General features: G+C 65.4%; 18 protein-coding genes. 11 read left to right on the forward strand and 7 right to left on the reverse strand.

What is annotated here, in order from left to right:
* The first annotated feature begins 19 nt into the window (after window positions 1-19).
* A complete protein-coding gene (locus ASF04_RS17190; RefSeq protein WP_056144156.1) occupies window positions 20-682 on the forward strand; it encodes a BON domain-containing protein in 663 nt (220 codons plus the stop codon).
* A gap of 21 nt (window positions 683-703) precedes the next feature.
* Here ASF04_RS17190 and ASF04_RS17195 read toward each other — a convergent pair whose 3' ends face one another.
* A complete protein-coding gene (locus tag ASF04_RS17195; protein WP_056144159.1) occupies window positions 704-1,042 on the reverse strand; it encodes a DUF5335 family protein in 339 nt (112 codons plus the stop codon).
* 385 nt (window positions 1,043-1,427) lie between these two features.
* Here ASF04_RS17195 and ASF04_RS17200 point away from each other — a divergent pair, with 385 nt between their 5' ends.
* From ASF04_RS17200 to ASF04_RS17225, 6 genes are all read left to right on the forward strand, one after another.
* On the forward strand, window positions 1,428-2,003 hold the full coding sequence (locus tag ASF04_RS17200; protein WP_056144161.1) for a TerD family protein: 576 nt from the start codon (window positions 1,428-1,430) through the stop codon (window positions 2,001-2,003).
* A gap of 22 nt (window positions 2,004-2,025) precedes the next feature.
* Window positions 2,026-3,345, forward strand: coding sequence for a VWA domain-containing protein (locus tag ASF04_RS17205; protein ID WP_056144163.1), 1,320 nt, complete (start codon window positions 2,026-2,028; stop codon window positions 3,343-3,345).
* 19 nt (window positions 3,346-3,364) lie between these two features.
* Window positions 3,365-4,078, forward strand: coding sequence for a TIGR00266 family protein (locus ASF04_RS17210; RefSeq protein WP_019922255.1), 714 nt, complete (start codon window positions 3,365-3,367; stop codon window positions 4,076-4,078).
* Window positions 4,079-4,219: 141 nt separating this feature from the next.
* A complete protein-coding gene (locus ASF04_RS17215) occupies window positions 4,220-5,395 on the forward strand; it encodes a porin (protein WP_056144165.1) in 1,176 nt (391 codons plus the stop codon).
* A gap of 132 nt (window positions 5,396-5,527) precedes the next feature.
* On the forward strand, window positions 5,528-6,949 hold the full coding sequence (locus ASF04_RS17220) for a glycoside hydrolase family 105 protein (RefSeq protein ID WP_229205088.1): 1,422 nt from the start codon (window positions 5,528-5,530) through the stop codon (window positions 6,947-6,949).
* Between the two features lie 82 nt (window positions 6,950-7,031).
* Window positions 7,032-9,038: a rhamnogalacturonan lyase gene (locus tag ASF04_RS17225; RefSeq protein ID WP_304438342.1), complete on the forward strand. Its 2,007-nt coding sequence runs from the start codon at window positions 7,032-7,034 to the stop codon at window positions 9,036-9,038.
* Between the two features lie 15 nt (window positions 9,039-9,053).
* On the opposite strand, the gene ASF04_RS17230 is transcribed toward ASF04_RS17225, so the two are convergent.
* The 6 genes from ASF04_RS17230 to ASF04_RS17255 all read right to left on the reverse strand — a co-directional run bounded on the left by ASF04_RS17230 (window position 9,054) and on the right by ASF04_RS17255 (window position 16,168).
* Window positions 9,054-9,806 (reverse strand): YoaK family protein, encoded by a 753-nt coding sequence (locus tag ASF04_RS17230; protein ID WP_056144170.1) that lies wholly within the window; start codon window positions 9,804-9,806, stop codon window positions 9,054-9,056.
* 60 nt (window positions 9,807-9,866) lie between these two features.
* Window positions 9,867-10,985 carry a HupE/UreJ family protein gene (locus ASF04_RS17235; RefSeq protein ID WP_056144175.1) on the reverse strand — a complete coding sequence of 373 codons (1,119 nt, stop codon included), beginning with the start codon at window positions 10,983-10,985 and terminating at the stop codon, window positions 9,867-9,869.
* A complete protein-coding gene (locus ASF04_RS17240; protein WP_056144177.1) occupies window positions 10,985-12,163 on the reverse strand; it encodes a hypothetical protein in 1,179 nt (392 codons plus the stop codon). Before ASF04_RS17240 ends, ASF04_RS17235 begins: the two co-directional genes overlap by 1 nt.
* Before the next feature lie 70 nt (window positions 12,164-12,233).
* Complete coding sequence (locus ASF04_RS17245) at window positions 12,234-12,497, reverse strand: hypothetical protein (RefSeq protein ID WP_229205089.1); 264 nt, start codon at window positions 12,495-12,497, stop codon at window positions 12,234-12,236.
* Window positions 12,494-14,008, reverse strand: coding sequence for a DUF4331 domain-containing protein (locus tag ASF04_RS17250; protein WP_056144180.1), 1,515 nt, complete (start codon window positions 14,006-14,008; stop codon window positions 12,494-12,496). The genes ASF04_RS17245 and ASF04_RS17250 overlap by 4 nt, the downstream gene beginning before the upstream one ends.
* 126 nt (window positions 14,009-14,134) lie before the next feature.
* A complete protein-coding gene (locus tag ASF04_RS17255; protein ID WP_229205090.1) occupies window positions 14,135-16,168 on the reverse strand; it encodes a TonB-dependent receptor in 2,034 nt (677 codons plus the stop codon).
* Window positions 16,169-16,333: 165 nt separating this feature from the next.
* On the opposite strand from ASF04_RS17255, the gene ASF04_RS17260 reads away from it, so the two are divergent.
* The 4 genes from ASF04_RS17260 to treA all read left to right on the forward strand — a co-directional run bounded on the left by ASF04_RS17260 (window position 16,334) and on the right by treA (window position 21,306).
* Entirely contained in the window at window positions 16,334-16,921 is a 588-nt protein-coding gene (locus ASF04_RS17260) for a sigma-70 family RNA polymerase sigma factor (RefSeq protein ID WP_056144184.1), read from the forward strand.
* On the forward strand, window positions 16,918-17,625 hold the full coding sequence (locus ASF04_RS17265; RefSeq protein WP_056144185.1) for an anti-sigma factor domain-containing protein: 708 nt from the start codon (window positions 16,918-16,920) through the stop codon (window positions 17,623-17,625). The genes ASF04_RS17260 and ASF04_RS17265 overlap by 4 nt, the downstream gene beginning before the upstream one ends.
* A 173-nt stretch (window positions 17,626-17,798) precedes the next feature.
* Entirely contained in the window at window positions 17,799-19,532 is a 1,734-nt protein-coding gene (locus tag ASF04_RS17270) for a glycoside hydrolase family 9 protein (RefSeq protein ID WP_056144187.1), read from the forward strand.
* Between the two features lie 271 nt (window positions 19,533-19,803).
* Complete coding sequence (gene treA, locus ASF04_RS17275; RefSeq protein WP_056144189.1) at window positions 19,804-21,306, forward strand: alpha,alpha-trehalase TreA; 1,503 nt, start codon at window positions 19,804-19,806, stop codon at window positions 21,304-21,306.
* Window positions 21,307-21,331: the final 25 nt, after the last annotated feature.

Below are 21,331 nucleotides of genomic sequence, written 5' to 3' on the forward strand. Positions count from 1 at the left end.
GGTCGAACAGGAGGTTGCCATGCTTATCGATAGTGAAATCAAGAAAAATGTGGAAAGTGAATTGTCGTGGGACGCCGACATCGCCGCCAATGACGTTGCGGTATCGGTGCGTGACAAGATCGTCACGCTTACCGGCTTCGTGCGCAGCTATGCACAGAAGATCGCGGCCGAGCACGCTGCCCAGCGCGTTGCCGGCGTGGCGGGCGTGGCCGACGAGATCGAAGTGAGGCTCGCGGGTGGCGACCGGCTCGACGCCGACATCGCGCGCGAGGCGGCATCCGCGCTGCAGTGCCAAATGCCGCACTCGGCGACAACGATCAAGATCGCGGTGGACGGCGGCATCCTGCGGCTGGAGGGCGAGGTCGAGTGGAATTACCAGCGTGAGCGGGCCGAGCAGGCAGTGCGCCGGATTCGCGGCGTGCGCTCGGTCTCGAACCAGATCAAGTTGCAGCCGAAGGCTGCCGCCGCCGACGTGCAGCAGAAGATCGTGTCCGCCTTTCACCGCAATGCGGCAGTGGACGCCGCCCGCTTGCAAGTGGAAGCCGTGGGCGGCTCGGTTACGCTGCGCGGCAACGTGCGTTCATGGAGCGAGCGGCGGGCGGCCGAGCGTGCCGCCTGGCTGGCGCCCGGCGTCAGGCACGTCGACAACCGCATCATCATCGATCCGGCGCTGCTGGGTTGAGGAGGCGGCGCCTTGCCGACGTCAAGGCGCCGGCAAGGCGACCGGGTCGCGGAAGCGGACGATCTGGACGGTGCCATCGGCATCCGTGATGCGGACCGATTGCAGTGCATTGTGCGCTGTCTGCACGAAGATCTCGCGCGGATGCCGGATCATGTGGTCGAGTCCTTCCGTCATGATGGACAGCAAATCGGACTGTTCCTCGTAGGTGACGCCGAGTACCGGCAGCCAAGCGGCGACCACCTGGCTACCCAGTGCCAGTGACGAGACGTCGATCTCGACGCATTTGCCCGCCAGCTGCTGCGACACATGGTCGAAATAGTTTTTCCAGGTGTGTTGTTCGAGCTTGATGGTGTGGTCCATGATGAATCTCCTGATTTCGGGGTAGTAGGCCCGACGGGCCGGCGGCGACGACGGCAGGGCGGACCGCGCCGTCAAACCGGTAACCGCTGCCGACCGGTCGCCAATTTGACCTGCGCCGCCACGATTGGTTCATCCCCGGGCGCCTTGCGCGCCGGCGTTCAGCAATCCCCCTACATGCTCCTTGGTGAGCTGGCCGCGCGGCGGGCGGGCTAAGCTCGTACTAAGCGCGCCACTTTACAATCAACCTGCTTCATGTATATTGCATACAATATTGCATTAAGAAAACAAGTCAGCGGAGTGACTGTCTTGTCATTCCTTTGTTATTATTTATAGCTGATATTGGCAGCTGGACTGTCCCCACAATCTGTACTGAAAGGAAACGAATATGGCTATTAGTCTGCAAAAAGGCGGCAACGTTAATCTGAGCAAGGAAGCTCCCGGCCTGACCAAGGTGGTGATTGGCCTGGGCTGGGACCCGCGCTCGTCCGATGGCTCCGCGTTCGACCTCGACGGTAGCGCCTTCCTGCTCAAGACCGACGGCAAAGTGCGTGGCGACTCCGACTTCATCTTCTACAACAACCTGAAATCCACCGACGGCTCGATCGTGCACACCGGCGACAACCAGACCGGCCAGGGCGACGGCGACGACGAGTCCCTCAACGTCGACCTGTCTGCGATTCCGGCCGATATCGACCGCGTCTCGTTCTGCGTCACCATCCACGAAGCCGACGCGCGCCGCCAGAACTTCGGCATGGTCGGTAAAGCCTACATCCGTTGCCTGAACGCCGCCAACAGCGTCGAACTGGCTCGCTACGACCTGTCCGAAGACGGCTCCACCGAAACCGCGATGATTTTCGGCGAACTGTATCGCCACGGCGGCGACTGGAAATTCCGCGCCATCGGCCAGGGTTTCAAGGGCGGCCTCGGTCCCCTCGCACGTTCGTTCGGCGTCAACGCGTAATACACCACCCGGCAGGAGCGCCATGGAACAAATTTCCAAAGGGGGACGCGTTACCTTGGCGCCCGCCATCGCCGACCGGGTATTTCATGCCGAATTCTCGGCGCAGGGCCTGGCGCTCGATGTGGCCAGCTTTGCACTCGATGCCAACGGCAAGCTGGTCGGTGAGCCGTACATGACTTTCTTTAATCAGCCCGCCACGCCATGTGGCGGGGTGCTTGTCGGTAACGGACTGGCCGGCGGTCACCGATTTACCTTTAACCTGGCGCGTCTGCCTGCCAAGGTCGAGCGGGTGGTGATCACCGCCAGCATCGACGGCCCCGGCGTGATGTCGCAACTGCAGTCCGGCTACCTGCGGCTGCTGGCCGGCGACACAGAATTCGTGCGCTTTGCCTTTACCGGCGCCGACTTTGTGTCCGAACGGGCGCTGATGGTCGGCGAGATTTATCGCCGCAACGGCGCGTGGCGCTTCATGGCGTCGGGCCAGGGTTTCGATGGCGGCCTTGATGTGCTGGTGCGCCATTTTGGCGGCACGGTCGATGAGACGCCCGCACCTGCACCTGCTGCCGTCAAAGCTGGCGTGGACCTGGAAAAACGCTTGCAACAGCAGGCGCCGCAGCTGGTCAGCCTGGTCAAGTCGGCCAGCGTCTCGCTGCAAAAAGTGGGGCTGCAAAGCCACCGCGCCCGCGTGTGCCTGGTGCTCGATATTTCCGGTTCGATGGGCATGTTGTACAAGCGCGGCCTGGTGCAGCAGTTTGCCGAGCGCATCCTGGCGCTGGGCTGCAAGTTCGACGATGACGGCGAGATCGATGTGTTCCTGTTCGGTCGCAACGTCCACCACGTCGATCCCATGGGCATCGGTAACTTTGCCGGTTTCGTGCAAAACACCATCAACCGCCATCCGCTCGAAGGCGACACCCGCTATGGCGCCGCGCTCGAAGCCGTGCGCCGCTTCTATTTCCCCGACGGCGCCGGCGGCGAACGCAGCAAGCCGCAGCGCGCAGAGTTACCCGTGTACGTGATGTTCGTCACCGACGGCGGCACGTCCGATCAGGGCGTGGCCGAGCGCCAGGTGCGCTGGTCCAGTCACGAGGCCATCTTCTGGCAATTCATGGGCATCGGCAAGGGACGCAAATCGAAGAGCCGCAAGCTCTCGAGCTTTGCCGACTCCGATTTCCCGTTCCTGGAAAGCCTCGACGAATTGCCGGGTCGCCTGGTGGACAACGCCAACTATTTTTCGGTCGCGTCGCCCGACGAATATACCGACGCCGAACTGTATGATTTACTGATGGCCGAATACCCGGACTGGCTCAAGGCCGCCCGGCGCGTCGGCCTGATCGCTTAACCCTCTAAAAACAACTACCATGCCTACCTTTACCGTCACCGGGGACGTCGATCCCTTCCTCCACGTGGCGCTGCGCCGTGGCGAAAAAATCTATTGCGAATCCGACGCGATGGTCATGATGGAAACCAATCTCGACCTCAAGGGTCGCATGACTGGCGGCATCATGGGCTCGATCATGCGGCGCATGGCCAATGGCGAATCATTCTTCCAGCAGCATATCGAAGCCGTGCGCGGCGACGGCGACTGCCTGCTCTCGCCCACGCTGCCCGGCGCCATGCAGGTGGTCGATATCGGCCCCGCCAGTTACACCCTCAACGACGGCGCCTTTGTGGCCGCGTCCGACGGCGTGGAACTCAAAACGCGCACCCAGAGCCTGGGCAACGCCCTGTTCGCGCAGTCGGGCGGCTTTTTCGTGATGGAGGCGACCGGCCGCGGCCAGGTGGTGGTGTCGGGCTTCGGCTCGATGTTCCAGCTCGACGTGGTGCCGGGCAAGGACGTCATCATCGACAACTCGCACGTGGTGTGCTGGGACAGCACGCTGCGCTACGAAATCAGCGTCACCACCGGCAGCACCGGTGGCGGCATCGGCGGCATGATCGGCAATATGATCAACAGCCAGACCAGCGGCGAAGGCATCGTGCTGCGCTTTAGCGGCACCGGCAAAATTCACATCTGCTCGCGTAACCGCACCGGCTTTCTCGAGTGGATGAAGAAGGAAGTCAGCGGCCGCTGAGTTTCATCGCAGTATGCATCGCAGTACGCGCGCGCAGGGCACTAGCCCTTGCGCGCAAGCATTTGGTAACATTGCTCCTTTATTCGAACTTTAATTCGCATTCCGAACTTATTCGGGTGCGGGTTCACCATGAGCATGGCAATGACACCAACTGCACTACTTACTTCCGCTGCTACGGTTGCGGCCCTGGCCTGCGCAACCGAGGCCAGCGCCGCCGAGTCCAACGTCACGTTGTACGGCGCCGTCGATGCCGCGCTGGCCTACACTTCCAATCAGCAGGGCCACGCCAGCCGCTACATGCGCAGCGGTAACAAGGACGGCAGCCGCTTCGGTCTGCGCGGCAGCGAAGACCTCGGTGGCGGCAGGGAGCTGCTCTTCACGCTGGAGGCAGGCTTCAACCTCGACGACGGCAGCTCGGCCCAGGCCGGCAGCCTGTTCAATCGCCAGGCCTATGTCGGCATCGCCGACCAGCGCCTCGGCACCGTGATTGCCGGGCGCCAGTACGCGCCGTACTTCACCTTTATGAGCCCGCTCGGTCCGCTGGGCGCGGTCACCGGCGCGGCCGGCGCGGCAGCCGGCGATATCGACGGCCTGAGCATCATCATCCGCAACAGCAATGCCATCGGCTACACGTCGCCCGACTGGTCGGGCGTGCGCCTGGGCTTGATGGCGGCCAGCGGCGAGCAGGCCGGCCATCAAGGCAGCGGCGGCGCGTTCAGTGCCGCCCTCAAGTACGACGGCGCGGCCTGGCGCTTTGGTCTCGGCTACCAGTTGCTCAAGAACGGTCCGCAGCGCACGGCGTGGGATCCTGCGGCATCGAGCAACTTCGCCAGGTCGCCTGTCAATGCCGGCTACCTGTCGGCTGGCGGCGTGCGCTACCTGGCCGCCGGCGCCCGCCGCCAGCTTGGCGTCGTCAGCGTGGGCGGCACCTTGACCAACGTCCAGTACCGGCCCGACGGCGGCTCGCGCTTTCGCGAGGCGGCCATCTTCAACACGGCCGGCCTGGTGGCCACGTGGCAGACGGCCAGCCCGTGGTTGCTGGGCGTGGCCGCCAACTACACCCGCACCCATGCGGCCAACGGCATCGCCAACGCCGCCAGCTATCGCCAACTGGCGCTGCAACAGGCGTACTGGCTGTCGCCGCGCACCGCGGTATATATGCTGGAGTCGTTTCAGCGCGCGCGCGGCGCCACCCTGGCGGCCGACGGCGTCACCGTTGTGGATGCGGTGGCGGTGGTGGGCGATTCGCAGGCCGGCACGCCGTCGTCGAATGGTCGCCAAAACGTCATCATGATCGGACTTCGACACGCGTTTTGATCAATTGCCGTATGTAACAATCATCAGCTTGACGCATTTGCCTGATTACTCGCGGTTACACTCCCATTTGCGACCGGACCCTCATGGTGATCCGGCCGGTCCAAAACAACTCAAATGAAGGAGACGTACTTGATGAATTCCTCGAAGCTGCGCCGCTGCCTGACAGGCGCACTCGTTGCCGGCTTGTTCCCGGTGGTGTTCAACGCGGTGGCGCAAGACGCCCCGGCCGCGCAGGAAAAGGGGCCGGCCCCGGCCGACGCCATGCTGCACGCGCTGACGGTCGAGTATCCGACGCCGTACCGTGCCATGAGCGCGGAAGAAGTCAAGACGGTCCTCGACCGCGTGTACACCTACCTCGAACGCACCACGCCGGCAGAGCTGATCCACAAGTCCGACGGCACGCCGATCGCCAATCTGACCACGGCCGATCCCGACGCCGTGTTCAAACCGGGCGACTTCCGCCTGACCAGCTACGAGTGGGGCGTAACCTACCTGGGCATGCTGGCCGCCGGCGCCGCCACCGGCGACGCGCGCTACACCGACTACACCATCAAGCGCCACCAGTTGCTGGCCGACCTGACCAAGCTGTACAACCCGGTGGTGCAGGCCGACCTGAAAAATTCGCACGCGCCGCACAAGAGCTTCCTGAACCCGCATGCACTCGATGACGCGGGCGCGCTGTGCCACAGCTTCCTCAAGGCCAAGCTGGGTGGCTCCAAGGTCGATTACACCCAGATGATCGGCATCTGCGGCAACTTCGTCACCAAGAAAGAGTACCGCCTGCCGGACGGCACCTTCGCCCGTGGCGGCCCTGATGGCAATGGCGGCTTCAAGGCCCGTCCGCTGAAAAACACCGTGTGGCTCGACGATATGTTCATGGGCGTGCCGACGATTGCCTACCTGGGCGCCGTCAACGGCGACAGCAAGCAGTTCGACGACGCGGCCAAGCAGGTGCTGCAATTCTCCAAGCGCATGTTCAACCCGCAGCTGGGCATCTACATGCACGGCTACGTGGAAGGCCAGGCCGACCATCCGGAAATGCATTGGGCCCGCGCCAACGGCTGGGCCGTGATGTCGATGGTGGAAGTGCTGGAAGTACTGCCGAAAAATCACAAGCAACGCGACGCCATCCTCAAGCAGCTGCGCGCCCACATCAAGGGCCTGTCCACGTACCAGACCCGCGACGGCTTCTGGCACCAGCTGATCGACCGCCCTGACACCTACCAGGAAACCTCCGCCACGGCGATCTACACCTACGCCATCGCGCGTGCCGTCAATCGCGGCTACGTCGAAGCGCAGGCCTACGGCCCGATGGCCAACCTGGCCTGGAACGCCACCGCGTCCAAGGTGCTGGCCAACGGCCAGATCGAAGGCATCTGCGTGGGCACCGGCATGGCGTTCGATCCGGCGTTCTACTCGTATCGCCCGACCAGCGTGAAAGCGGCCCACGGCTACGGCCCGGCGCTGCTGGCCGGCGCCGAGATCATCGAGATGAACAAGAAGTTCAAGTTCGGCCTCAATGACAGCGGCTTGATGTTCCAGGGTCCGCGTTAAACCACACTGACAGGTCAATGCGCGCGGCCCGCGCCGGCAATGCTGGCGCGGGCCGCAGCTTTTCGGGATAAGGATAAAAACGATGAAAACAGTATTCACAGTGCGCCGCAGCGTGGCGCTGGTCGCCGCCACCCTGGCGCTGGGCGCCGCCGTGCATGGTCCGGTATCTGCCCTGACGCCGTTCACCCCCAACATTGAACCGCGCTGGGTGGAAGCGCTGGATCGTGGCGTGGTGGCCGTGCCTGCGGTCGAACAAGGCAACCTGGTGAGCTGGCGTCTGCTGGCCAGCGACGCTCCGAACACCACCTTCGACGTCTATCGCGACGGCCAGAAGGTCAACGACAAACCGCTGGCCGGTGCCACCAACCTGGTGGACAAGGCCGGCACCAAGGCATCGCGCTACACGGTGCGCACGCTGGCCGGCGGCCAGGAAGTCGCCGCCAGCGCGCCGGTGGGCGTGTGGGCCGACGGCTTCCTCGGCATCGCCATCGACCAGCCGGCAGGCGGCGTCACGCCCACCGGCCCGGCCTACACTTACAGTGCGCAGGAAGCCAGCGTGGCCGACCTCGATGGCGATGGCCGCTACGAAATCATCCTGAAATGGGACCCGACCAACGCCAAGGACAATGCGTTCGACGGCTACACGGGACCGGTGATCCTGGACGCCTACACGCTCGAGGGCAAGCGCCTGTGGCGCATCGACCTCGGTAAAAACATCCGCGCCGGCGCCCATTACACCCAGTTCCAGGTGTACGACTATGACGGCGACGGCCGCGCCGAACTGGCCGTGCGCACCAGCGATGGCACCATCGACGGCACCGGCAAGGTGCTGGGCGACCCGAACGCCGACTGGCGCGAGCAGGGCGGCGAAGTGCCGTCGCGCGACCGCACCGGCGGCGTGGTCAAAGCCGACGGCACCATGGTCGCGCCGCTGCAGGGCCGCATCCTGAAAGGCCCGGAATTCCTCACCATCTTCGATGGCCTGACCGGCCGTGCACTGGCCAGCGCGCCATACTGGCCGGCCCGCGAGGGAAGCAACCCCGGCACCGATGCGCCGACCGCCGAGCAAATGAAGGTGACCTGGGGCGACGGCTACGCCAACCGTTCCGACCGCTTCCTGGCCGGTACCGCCTACCTCGACGGCCAGCGCCCCAGCATCGTGATGGCGCGCGGCTACTACGCGCGCACCACGGTCGCGGCCTGGGACTGGCGCGACGGCAAGCTCACCCAGCGCTGGACCTTCGACAGCGCCACTCCCGGGAACGAAGCCTTCGGTGGCCAGGGCAACCACCAGTTCAGCGTGGCCGATGTCGATGGCGACGGCAAGGACGAAATCATCTACGGCGCCATGGCGCTCGACGACAACGGCAAGGGTCTGTGGAGTTCGCGCCTGGGCCACGGCGATGCGATGGCCGTGAGCGACCTCGATCCCAACCGCCCGGGCCTGGAAAAGTTCGGCGCCCACGAGGACGTGCGCGGCAACGGCGGCATCGGCTCGGCCATGCTCGACGCCAAAACCGGCCAGATCCTGTGGAGCACGCCGGCCGAGAAAGACACCGGCCGCGCCGTGGCAGCCGACATCGATCCGCGCTTCCCCGGCACCGAAACCTGGGCCACCAACAGCACCACGCTGTACACGGCGCAGGGCAAGCCGATCGAGGGCGTCAAGCGTCCCGGCGAAGCGAGCTTCGTGGTCTGGTGGGATGGCGACGACTTGCGCGAACTGTTCGACAAGAACCGCATCAACAAGTGGGACTGGAAGGCGGGCAAATCGCACACGCTGCTGCAGGCGGACGGCGTGGTCGCGTCGAACGGCACCAAGAACGTGCCGGTGGTGTCGGCCGACCTGCTGGGCGACTGGCGCGAGGAAGTGATCTGGCATACGCCGGACGAGAAATTCCTGCGCGTGTACACCACGCCGCACCCGACCGAACGCCGCCTGGTGACGCTGATGCACGACCCGCAGTACCGCGTGGCCGTGGCCTGGCAAAACACCGCTTACAACCAGCCGCCGTACCCGAGTTTCTTCATCGGCGAAGGCATGGCAACGCCGCGGGCGCCAAACGTGGTGGTGCGCAAGGCCAAGTAACGCTGATTTGCCGGACTACCTGCGCCGGCCCCGCTGGCGCAAGTAGTCGAGCAGGTCGTCGGCGATCGGGATGATGGACAGCGCCATCAAGGTCACCGCCAGCGGCACCGTGGCCGAGTAGCCAAGATGCTTGAAACCGAGCGCACCGGTCACTCCGCCGACAAAAAAGCACAGCGCCAGCATGGCCAGCAGGCGCAGGCGGGCGCGGTCTGGAACGTTCGCGTCGGGGCACAGCAGCTTGCCCAGTTCGATGCCGATATCGGTGATGACGCCGGTGATGTGGGTGGTGCGGATTTCGGCGTTGGACAGCTTGGTGATCACGGCATTTTGCAGGCCCATGATAAAGCTGAGCAGCATCACCGTGGCCGACACATAAAAGCCGTTGAAGCCGCTGATCTGGCTACCCAGCAAGCCAAAGCACAGCAGCAGGCCTGCTTCCACCAGCAGCGGCAGCGCGTACTCGCTGTGCAGGTTGCGCTGGCGCGAATGACGCACCATCAATGTCGATAAGGTGGCGCCCAGCAGGAACGACACCAGCGCACTGAAACCCACCAGCACCAGGCTGTACATGCCGAGCGCCAGCTGGTCGGCCATGGCCGAGACGATGCCGGTCATGTGCGACGTATAGTGCTGCACCGCCAGGAAGCCTCCCGCGTTGACCGCGCCGGCGATAAAGGCCAGCATGCAGCCCAGTTGCCGGTTGGCCGGCTGGGTGCGGGTGCGGCCGGTCAGCCGCCGCGAGTAGTTGAGTGAGTAGTTGATGGGCACGGGCACAGCCTCCAAAGGACCATGACCGAGTATAGATCAACTGGTCACCGCATGGTGGCCTCAGGCGCCGAACAGTCGTACATCGAACGCCCGCTCGATAAACCACGCCATGGCCAGCAACGCGATCAGCGCCGAGCCGCCGGTAAGCAGCCAGCGGTAGAACCGCGTATGGCGCAGCACGTACGCCAGCGGCAGGAACACCGCCACGATGCATAGCTGGCCCAGTTCCACGCCCACGTTGAAGCCCAGCAGGCTGGTGATCAGCGCGCCCTGCGGCAAGCCCAGGTCACCGAGCACGCTGGCAAAGCCGAAGCCGTGCAGCAGGCCGAACGCGAACGCCGCCACCGGCCGCCGGGTGCGGAACAGCGGATAGATATTGTTCACCGCCGCCAGCACCACCGACGCGGCAATCGCCGACTCCACCAGCCGCGAGGGCAGGGAAATGAGCGACAGGCTGGCCAGCGTCAGCGTGAGCGAGTGCGCCAGCGTGAAGGCGGTGACGACTTTCAGCACGTCGATAAAGGCGCCGCGCAGGTTGTTCGCAGGAGGCGCGAGCAGCACGGCCGGCAACAGCAGCGACAGCAGGAACAGGATGTGGTCGTAGCCGATCCAGATATGCCACACGCCTTCCTTGATGTACGTGGCGAACTGGCGCCAGCGGTCGGGCGCGGCCACCGCCAGGGTCTGGCGCGCGTGCTGCGGATCGAAGATGGCGGTCGAGGTTTCGCCATCGTGGGTCAGGCGCAGCAGCCCCTTGTGTTGCGGATCGACGTCGGCAAACAGGCGGTAGTCGAGGTCCAGCGACTCGATGGCGGCCGGGCAGGTGGCGGTGAAGCGCAGCACGCTGTAGGCGCCGTCGGTGTGGTTGTCGATCAATTGTTGGTTCGCCTTGAGCGTGCACGGCCCCTGGCTGGTCGATAGCGCCAGCCGTTCGAGGGCGTAGGCGGCAATCGCCGCATGGCGCGCGCGGATTTCGTCCCAGGTCAGCTTGCCGTCGCCGTCCTGGTCCAGGCCGATGGCAAAATCGAGGTCGCGCAACGCGATGTCCCACTGGCCGCTCACCTGCGCACCGTGCACGTCGAGCGCCAGGTAGCTGTCGCTGGGCTTGTGGGCCAGCGCCGGCAGCGCCACGCCGCACAGGGAGAGCAGGCAGCACAGCCGCACCAGCCAGCGGGCCATCACGCGGACTCCCCGAGCTGGCGCACCAGCTTTGCGGCGGCTGCATCTTCGGTCTTGTGCTTGGCAATCCAGTCGATCACCGGTTGCGCGGCCTCGCGGTCGCGCGCTTGCAGGGCCGCTTCAAGATAGATGCGCATGTCGGCCGGCTCTTTCTGGATCGTCCAGTTCTTGCGCGCCAAGGTCAGGGCCTTGGCGGTGTCGCGCCGCAGCAGCTCGAAGCGGGCCTGTTCGCGCTGGTGCACGGTGTCGCCACGCAGCATGGCGGCATTGAAGCGTGCGTCCAGTTCCGCCACATCGGCGGCCAATGCCGCGGTCTTGCCTTGCTGCTGCAGCGCCAGCGCGCGGCGCAGCAGCAGGGCGTCGATGCGGGTCTGGTCGGCCAGCAGCGCTTCCACGCGCGAAGGGCGTTTTTGATCGAGCAGGAAGTCGCAATAGGCGCCGAGCAAATAGCTGTCGTGAGGGTCGAGCGCCAGTGCGCGCTGGAAGCGGGTTTCGGCCAGCGTCACGGCATCGCGCCGCTGCGCCATTTCGGCCAACAGGGTCAGCACCCATACCTGCAACTCTGGCGCGGTCGTGCCACTGCGCTCGAGCGTCAACGCCAGCAGCTGCTCGCTTTGCAGCGCGCGGCCGGTGATGCCGCCCACCTGGGCCACGCAGGTGACGGTAATGAGTTCATTGGCCAGCGACGACAGCCGCGCGCAACTGCTGGTGGCATTGGCATAATCGCCCTGCACGGTTTGCACCGTGGCCAGCGTGAGCCAGGCCTGGGCATTTTGCGGTTCGACCGCCAGCACGCCTTGCAGGTCGGCCAGCGCGGCGGGAAATTGATGGGTGCTTTGCAGCAGCGTGGCGCGCAGCAGGCGCACTGGCGGAGGCGGCGCGGCCTGCTTCCACCACGGCGCCAGCGCGGCCTGGGCGTAGCCGAGGTAGCGCGGATCGGTCTCGCTGCGGCCCAGCGCGATGTAGCGGCGCGCCAGCGTGGTGGCCAGCGCCACGTCGTTGGGCTGGACATTCAACTGCGCGCGCAGGCGGCGCAGCTCCTGCTGCACCGGGTCGCCCCGGCGCGGCAGGGTTTCGATCACTTGCGCGCCGCTGGCGGGCAGGTAGGGCGCAGCATGTGCGCCCAGGGCAGGGCTCAGCAGCGCAAACAGGGCAAGCAGTGTCTGAATTCGGGTCATCGATGCATCCGTTGATGGCAAACGGCGCCGGTCCTTGATCGGGACCGGCGCCGGGTTCACGTCTGACTGCTTATTTTACGGCCACAGGTTCCGTATCCTCAGGCGCGGTGGCCACCATGCTGTCGGTGGCGACCGGCTCGGTGGTGGTCTCGGCGCCATCGCCGATCAGTGCCAGGACCGCCGCATAAAACGCGTCGACCATGCTGACCGGCGGCGTGGTGCCGCCACCACCGTTGCCGCCGCCGTTGTTGCTGATCGCATGGTCATCGCTGCTGCCGCAGCCGGCCAGTGCCAGCAGCGCTGTAGCGCCTATTACTGCCATCAGTTTTTTCATGGTGCGCTCCTGGCAGCGGTCGTGGTGGCCGCAGTCTGTGGCGAACCGGCGATCGGGGTTTTCAGGTACGGGAAGCTGGCGTTGAAGAAGCTGTCGTCCAGGTATGCGCCGTCGGTAAAGCGCAGGGCGCCGGCCGGAGCGTCGGCTGGCGCGCAACCGAGGTTGAGCGTGCACAGTTTGCCCATTACCACGCGCAGTGCGATATCGACCACGTCGTCGCCGGGACGGCGGCCGTTCGGGAAGCCGGCATTGTCGCCGCCGATCACGCCGAGGCGGTTTTGCGCACCCATCGCCACGGCAGGCGTGGACGTATTCAGGCGCAGCATCTCGGAGGCGGTGACGGTCGCCGGCTGGTTCAGGCCTTTGACGCCGGTGAGGAACGCGGCCACCAGGTCGTTACGCGGGAAGTTGGTCGGCGCCTTGGCGCCGGCGCTGCCGTACAGGATTTCGATCAGCGCAGGCAGGGTAGGGTTGGTGACGTAGTCGGCGAACTTGGTGTCGCCCGACGGCTTGCTGGCGTTGAAGGTGTCCTTGTCCTTCAGGCCGATGACCACTTCGTTGACCAGCGGCGCGCCCAGGCGCGACACCTGGGTCCAGGCGCCGCCTTCTTTCGATGGCGTGGAGCTGTTTGGCGTCGGGTTCAGCACGCGCGCCTGGCGCACGCTGGCCGTGGTCCAGCCGCCGATCACGGGGTCGGTGCTGTTGGCGGCGGTCAGGCAGCTGCTGGCCACTTCCATTTCGATCGAGGTCACGTTCTTTTGCGCCAGGTCGTCCTTGGCGGCGCGTTCGGCGTTGGCGGCAAATTCCACCGCCGGGGCCTTGATGTTGACCAGGTCGAAGGTCTCGCCCAGGTTGACCACGAACGGGTCCTTGCGCTGGCCGACAAACACGCGCGCGGGCGTGGCGCAGCCGGGGATGTTGACGCTATAGACGTGGGCGGCGGCATACGCGGCGTAGTCGGGGATCGACTTGTTACCGATATTGTCGAGCGGCTTGTCGAAGGTGGTGGCGCCGGCGGCGTTGGACACCGCGGCCTTGGTGCCGGTGCGGCGGTCGCCGCGCACCACGTTGATGGTGTAGGTTTCGCGAACATTGGCGCCGGGGGCGTTGGCGCCGGCGATGGCGCCGCCGTTGACGACGAGCGGGATCGACATCGACTTGCCGCCGATGGTCAGCTTGGTGTCCTTGTTGGTATTGGTGAAACGGAACTGGAAGGTGAGGTCTTCCTTGGCGTCGCCGTTGTTATCGATATGGATTTCGTACAGCGCGTTGGGATCCATGGCGAAGTAGTTCGGGCCGCCGTAGGCATCTTGCAGCGGCACGTAGTCGGCGATCAGGGTGACGAAGCCGGCGCGGCCCGTCTCGTAGCTGCGGAACATGTAAAAGTCGGTGCCATCGACTTTCGGACTTTGGGTGACGAACGGTGCTTCGCGGTGGCTCGATGCCAGCGCTGCCGGCGCCAGCGCGCCAGCCAGGGTGCCCAGTACTGCCATGCCGAGTGCATGTTTCATAAACGTTTGCATTGTATATCCCCTTTTGATTGTAACTTCCGTACCTGCACGACTGCGGTTGCTGCCCACTCCTATACGGCGCACGATAGACGCCGGATTCAGATTTGATAATTATTTTTTACATTGTTAAAAACGGTGATTCAGTGTCAGCCGCGCGGTGCGCTGCTCGACCGGGTGAAAGTGGATGTCGTTCACGCCATCGGCCGGCTCGCCCGGCAGGCGCGAGGCGTAGTAGTAATCGATGTCGCTGGCTTTACGGTTGAGCAGATTGAAACCGTCGAGCGTGACGCGGGTGCGCGGCGTGAGCTGGTAGCCGATGCGGCCATACACCAGCGTGGTGGACTTCGAGCGCACGCTGTTGTCTTCGATCAGCGGACGCTGGCCGAAGTAGCGCACTTCCAGTGCGCCCTGCCAGCGGTCCAGGTCCTTGACGGTGACGCCGAACGAGGCCACCTTGCTCAGCGACTCGGGCACGTAGTTGCCAGCCGGGTCGTCCTGGCGATAGCGGGCGCGCGAGGCGGACAAATCGAGGTCGAACAGCAGCCACGGTGCGGCGATGTAGTGGCTGGTCCATTCCACGCCACGGCGCCGGCTCGGGCGGCTCGCTTCGGTCTGGCCGCTGTCGCCGGCAAATACCAGTTCCGAATCGATATCGAGGGTCCACAGCGAGAGCGAGGTTTGCAGGCCGGGCAGCCATTCGCTGCGCATGCCCAGTTCCGCGCCGCGCGTGGCTACCAGCGGCGTGGCGGGATCGACGGCCTGCACCACGCCGCGCGCGTCGTTGCTGTGGAAACCGCCGCCGTAGTTGATGAAGTACTCGGTGCCGGCCGACGGGCCCAGGATGATCGACAGCTTGGGCGACGTGCGGTGCGCGGTCACCTTGTCGCTGTTGACGTCGAAACGGTAGGCATCGTGGCGTACGCCGATCACCGTGCGCAGGGTGGGCTGCCAGTAGGCGGTGTTCTCGAAGTAGAAGCCGGCGCTGCCTTCCTTGACGCGGTCTTCGCGCACGGTGGCGAGGCGTTCGCGCGCCCTGGTGGCGTACAGGCCCAGGGGCGAGACATGGTCGTAGCGGGTTTGCACGCCGACCTTGTTGCGCACATCGATTCCGCCCCAGTTGGTGAGCCACGCGGTACTGGCGTTCACGCCCGTCATGGTGCGCCGCTCGCTTTGCTGGAACTGGTCGCCGTTGACCGGGTCGTTCAAGAAGTAGGTGAAATTGCTGAACAGGTCCAGGCGCGAGCGCACGATGTACGCGGCCGCCTCGGTCACGCGGTCGTCGGTCCTGATGTGCATGGCCCAGGACAGGCTGGCGCGGTCGGTCTTGCCGCCGTCGCTGGGGTCGATCACGCCGTAGCGGCCGATCAGGCCTTGCTGCACGGCGCGCTGCGGCACCTGGTCGGTGGCGTTCCAGCGATTCCGGTAGGCCATGGCGGTGACGTTGTAGCCGCGTGCGGCATCGCCGCTGCTGTAGCGCAGCAGGGCGCTGGCCTTGCGCACGTTTTCCGGCGTGTCCCACGGACCGTCGTTGCGGCCGGCATCCACGCCATACAGCAGCTTGCCGCTGGCGAGGTTGAGGGAATCGGCCAGCACTGCGCGCTGGTAGCCGTAGCTGCCGAGGGTGACGCTGGCGATGCCCTGCGGCAGGGTGTCGACCAGGCTCAGACGGGCGGCGCCGGCCGAGGAGAAGTCGCCTTCGTCGGCAAAGTACGGTCCCTTGCGGTAGTCGATGCGCTGTACCAGTTCGGGGATGATGAAGTTGAGGTCGGAGTAGCCCTGGCCGTGGGCGTTGCTGCGCAGGTTGACCGGCATGGCATCGACATAGGTGGCAAAGTCGGTGCCGTGGTCGAGGTTGAAGCCGCGCAGGAAGTACTGGTTGGCCTTGCCGTCGCCGCTGTGCTGGGTGACGATCATGCCGGGCACGAATTCGAGCAGTTCGCCGGTGCGCAGGGCGGGGCGGCTGGCGATCAGGCTGGCCGTAACCGTGCCTTCGCTGGCCGCGTCCGACGTGCCCACGGCGTTGTCGTAGTTACCGAGTACGGTCACGCGCGGCGGCGCGGCATCGTCTTCCCCGATGGCGGCAATCGCCGCATTGCTGGCGACCGTGGCGGGCGCCATCACCATAGCCATCATCCCACCCATTACCAAGTCGAATCGCATCCTGTCCCCTGAAGTCGCTGGTTTTATTTGCGTTATGCAAACGATTCTACGTAATGGGCGTGAAAGCGGATTCATCTTTCGTACAGTGCGCGGGCGCAGTGTGGTATTTTCATGTCGCTTCAACAATTCAATCCACTTCGTCCCCAACACACAGACAAGCTCATCGTGCCAGACACCATTACCCCCGACCCCCAGCAACTGAGATTGTGGCTCGAAGGCGCCGCCCGCCGCGATGCCGCCTCGTTCCGCGCGTTATATGACGCCACGTCGCCGAAACTGTTCGGCTTCGCGCTGCGTATACTGACCAAGCGGGAACTGGCCGAGGATGTCTTACAGGAGAGCTTTGTGGCGATCTGGAATAACGCAGGTAATTACCAAAGCCACCTGGCCGCGCCGATGACGTGGATGACCACCATCGTGCGCAACAAGGCGTTCGACCTGCTGCGCCGCACCGATCACGACACCGAAATCGATGGCGACCCGTTTGCCGCCGAGGTCATGGCCGCCCTGCACGACCCTGGCGCCACGCCGATCGAAGCGCTGCAACTGAGCCGCGACGCCAAGGCACTGGCCTACTGCATGTCGGCGCTGGAAGGCTTGCACCGGCAAGTGGTGGGCCTGGCCTTTTTCCACGATCTGTCGCACAGCGAGGTGGCCGCGCAGATGGCGCTGCCGATCGGCACCGTCAAGACCTGGATCCGCCGCAGCCTGGAAAAGCTCAAGGCCTGCCTGGCCAAAGGAGAGCGGGCATGAACCTGCGGGACAACCTGCCGCTGCGCGAAAAACTGGCCGCCGAATATGCGCTCGGCACCTTGAGGGGCGGCGCGCGCCGGCGCTTCGAAGGCTATCTGCACAACGACGCTGCACTGCGCCGCACCACCGCCGAATGGCAGGACCGCCTGGCGCCGCTGGCGGAATTTGCCGGCGCGCAGGCGCCGCGCAAGCAGGTGTGGGCCGGCATCGAACGCCGCCTCGGCCTGCGCCCGGCGGCACCAGGCTGGCAGTTCTGGCGCAGCGACGCTTTCGCCTGGCGTCCGCTGGCGCTGGCCTCCACGGCGGTGGCGCTGGTGCTGGCAGCCATGCTGGCCACCCACACGCTGCAGGCGCCGCAGGTCGATTACATGGCCACGCTGATCGACGACAAGGCGCAACCGGTGCTGGTGCTGGCCGCCGACCATCGCAAGCAGCAACTGACGGTGCGCGTGGTGCATGCCGCGCCGGTGCCGGACGACAAATCGCTGCAACTGTGGGCAGTGCCCAAGTCCGGCAATCCGCGTTCGCTGGGCCTGGTCGATCCGGCCGGCCAGGTGACGCTGGCGCTGGGCGCACCGGGCCGCGCCATCGGCGACGACGTGGCGCTGCTGGCCGTGTCGCTGGAGCCGAAGGGCGGCTCGCGCGATCCGAACGGGCCGACCGGTCCGATACTCTACAAGGGTAACTGGGTGCGCACGCTGTAGGGGAGACTGCCTCCGGTTGACTGCGTCGGCCAAATGGGCGATGATTGTGAAATCGTTTTCATGGTGGTCCGGGGCATGGCTGTCGAACAGTCGCTGTCGGCCGACCTTGCGCTGGCCGCAGCGACGACCCGACTGCGCCCGGAAAACCAGTCACAACTACAACGAGACATGACATGCCAACTTCCCTGAAATACCTGGTGGCCGCTTTGGCCTGCCTGGGCACTGCCAGCGCATCTGCTGCCGAAATCAAGCTCAATCAACTGGGCTTTCTGCCCGGTGCGGCCAAGGTGGCGGTGGTGCCCGCGGACGCAGCGACGGCGGGCGCCACAGCCTTTACCGTCATCCAGGCCGGCGGCGGCGCCGTGGTCCGGCAAGGCACGCTGGGTGCGGCCAGGGCTGCGCCCGACTCGGGCGACACGGTGCGGCTGGCCGACTTTTCCACCTTGATCACGCCGGGACGCTACCAGTTGCGGGTGGCAGGTCTGCCCGATTCGCTGCCGTTCGAGGTCGCCCCCGGCGCCTACCAGGCCCTGAATGCCGGCGCCATCCGCGCCTATTACTACAACCGCGCCGGCATCGCGCTCGACAAGCAGCATGCCGGCGCCTACGCGCGCGCGGCCGGCCACCCGGATACCAGTGTGATGGTGCATGCTTCGGCCGCGTCCCCGGCGCGCCCGGCCGGCACCATCATCTCCAGCCCCAGAGGCTGGTACGACGCCGGCGACTACAACAAGTACATCGTCAACTCGGGCATCGCCACCTACACCTTGCTGGCCGCGTGGGAAGACTTCCCTGCGTTCTTCCAGTCGCAGGCGCTGAATATCCCCGAAAGCGGCAACGGCATTCCCGACCTCCTCAACGAAACGCTGTGGAACCTGGAGTGGATGCTGACCATGCAGGACCCCAATGACGGCGGCGTCTATCACAAGCTTACCGATAAAAACTTCGACGGCTACGTGATGCCGGCCGATGCCCACCAGCAGCGCTACGTGGTGCAAAAGACCACCGCCGCCGCGCTCGACTTTGCCGCCGTGATGGCCACCGCCAGCCGCGTACTCGCACCGTACGACAAGCAACTGCCCGGCATGGCCGCACGCATGCGCACTGCTGCCGAACAGGCCTGGCGCTGGGCCCAGGCCAACCCCAAGGCCTACTACCAGCAGCCGGCCGACATCAAGACCGGCGAGTACGGCGACAAGGACGTACGCGATGAATTTGCATGGGCCGCCGCCGAACTGTTCATCACCACCGGCGACTCCGCCTACTACCAGGCCATGCAGGCGCCCGCGCTGCAGGCCACGGTGCCGACATGGGGTGAGGTGAATGGCCTGGCGTGGCTGTCGCTGGCGCGCCATCGCCAGCACTTGAATCCGGTGGCCGACCAGGCGCTGATCGCCAGCCGCATCGATACGCTATCGAACCGGTTGGCGGCAGTCATGCAGCGCTCGGCCTATGGCTTTGCCATGCAGACCGCCGACTACGTCTGGGGCAGCAATGCCGTGGTGCTGAATCAGGCCATGGTGCTGGTGCACGGCTACCGCTTGACCGGCAAGCGCGCCTACCTCGACGCGGCGCAGGCCAATTTCGATGTCATCATGGGCCGCAACGCCGTCGATCTGTCGTTCGTGACCGGCTTCGGCGCCCGCTCGGCACAGCACCCGCACCACCGGCCGTCGGAGGCGGACGGCATCGCCGCACCGGTGCCGGGCTTCGTGGTCGGCGGCCCGCAGCCGGGCCGCGAAGACCAGAAGGACTGCAAGGCGCAGTACGCATCAGCGCTGCCGGCGCGCGCCTACCTCGACGACGCCTGCTCGTACGCCAGCAACGAGATCGCCATCAACTGGAATGCGCCGCTGGTGTACGTGTCGGCAGCGCTGCAGGTGCTGACGCCGGCACCGGGCAAGTAATCGCCACCACCGGGACAAGCGGGAATTGTTTGCTGAGGTACTATCGAACCCGTAAGCGCGCCGCCGGTGGCGCGCCACGACGGGAGACACGATGAAGGGGACCAATAAACCACGGAGCGCGCTGTTTTTGGCAGGTGTATTGATGCTGGCGGCCAGCACGCCCGCTACGGCGCAACGACAACCTGCCGCAAGCGCAAGCGCAAGCGCAGTCCCGGCCCCCGCCCCAGCCCCAGCCCCAGCCGCACTTGCCCCCGCAACCGCGCCGCAGGACGTGCCCACGCCGCAGCAACTGTTCGGCCCCCTGTACCAGGCGGTGCAAACCGCCCACATCTATCCGGACGCCAAGACCTTTGCCGATGCCGTGCCCAAGTCCGATCCGCAAGCAATCCTGGCCAAGTACCAGCAAGAGCAGCCGCAGGACAAGGCCGCGCTGCAAGCATTCGTCGAACGCCATTTCGAGCTGCCCGCGCCGGCCACCATCACGCTGCGCCAGCACATCGCCTCGCTGTGGCCGGTGCTCACGCGCCCGCCGCTCGATCCGCCCAAGTGGTCGTCGGCCTTGCCGCTGCCGGCCAATTACGTGGTGCCGGGCGGGCGCTTTCGCGAGATTTATTACTGGGATTCGTACTTCACCATGCTGGGCTTGCAGGCCGATCATCGCAGCGACCTGGTCGATTCGATGATCACCGGTTTCCAGAGTCTTGTTGAACGCTATGGCCATATCCCCAACGGCACCCGCAGCTACTACCTGAGCCGCTCGCAGCCGCCGTTCTTCGCGGCCATGGCGCAATTGAAACCGCTGGGTGACAAGGGCGCTGACACCAAGGCGGAAGCCCGCCTGCTCGCTGCCCTCAAGCGTGAGCACGATTACTGGATGCGCGGCACGGCGTGCCTGCCCAAGACGGGGCAGGGCGCGTGCGAACACGTGGTGCGCCTCGCCGACGGCACCATCCTCAACCGTTACTGGGATGCGAAAGACACACCGCGCGACGAAGCGACGCAACCGGACCTCGACACTGCGAAGGATACCGACCGTTCCAAGCCGGAGCTGTACCGCGACCTGCGCGCCGCAGCCGAAAGTGGCTGGGACTTTTCGTCGCGCTGGCAGGACGATCCGCAACGCCTGTCCACCGTGCACACCACGTCCATCGCGCCGGTGGATCTCAACAGCCTGCTGTACCAGCTGGAGGGCGAGGTCGCGCGCCGCTGCGAGGCTGCGCGCGACACCAGCTGCGCCACCCGGTTCAACCAGGCCAAAGCCAGGCGCGCAGCGGCGATCAACCGCATCTTCTGGGTCGCTGCCGAACAGCGCTATGCCGACTACGACCTGCGCCACCAACGCCCGACCAAGGTGCTGAGCGCGGCCACATACTACCCGCTGTGGGTGGGCATCGCCACGCCGGCACAAGCGGCGGCCGTGGCCGATACCACGCAAAAACAGCTGCTGGCTGAAGGAGGCCTGCGCACCACCTTGCTGCGCACGGGCCAGCAGTGGGACGCTCCCAACGGCTGGGCGCCGCTGCAATGGATCGCCATCGATGGCCTGGCACGCTACGGCCACGGCCCGCTGGCGCGCGAGATCGCCAAACGCTGGGTCGCCACCGTGCACCGTACCTGGGTGGAAACCGGCAAGCTGCTGGAAAAATACGACGTCGAGGAACGCAAGAGCGGCGGCGGGGGAGAATATCCGACCCAGGACGGCTTCGGCTGGACCAACGGCGTCACCAGCGCGCTGCTCGAGCGTTACCCGGACCTGGCGCACGACGGGAAGTAGGGGAGAGGCAAGATACTTTAGTTGT

This window comes from Duganella sp. Leaf61, from assembly GCF_001421905.1.
GTDB classification, from domain to species: domain Bacteria; phylum Pseudomonadota; class Gammaproteobacteria; order Burkholderiales; family Burkholderiaceae_D; genus Rugamonas; species Rugamonas zoogloeoides.